Here is a 230-nt window from a genome sequence, read left to right as displayed (position 1 = left end):
GGTTGGGGTTGACGATGGCCGCCGCCCGGGGCAGAACGGGGCCGGGCAGGTGGTGGTCGGTGATCACCACCTCCATCCCCAGCCGACGGGCCGCCTCCACCGCTTCCACGGCGGCGATGCCGTTGTCTACGGTGATGAGAAGGTCCGGGCGCTTCAGGCGCGCGGCGATTTCCACGATCTCCGGGGTGAGGCCGTAGCCCGTCTCGAAGCGGTTGGGCACCAGGTAATCC

1 protein-coding gene is annotated in these 230 nt (G+C 69.6%); it reads right to left on the bottom strand.

Annotated features, from left to right (window positions below):
• A partial coding sequence (locus ACTFO6_RS20120; protein WP_439936028.1) for a DHH family phosphoesterase occupies positions 1–230 on the bottom strand: 230 nt, incomplete at both ends.

It is taken from the genome of Pelomicrobium sp. G1 (assembly GCF_051905455.1).
In the GTDB taxonomy this organism is placed as follows: domain Bacteria; phylum Pseudomonadota; class Gammaproteobacteria; order Burkholderiales; family UBA6910; genus Pelomicrobium.
Note: the sequence above shows the minus strand (reverse complement) of the source record. Positions and strands in the feature narration are given on the sequence as shown.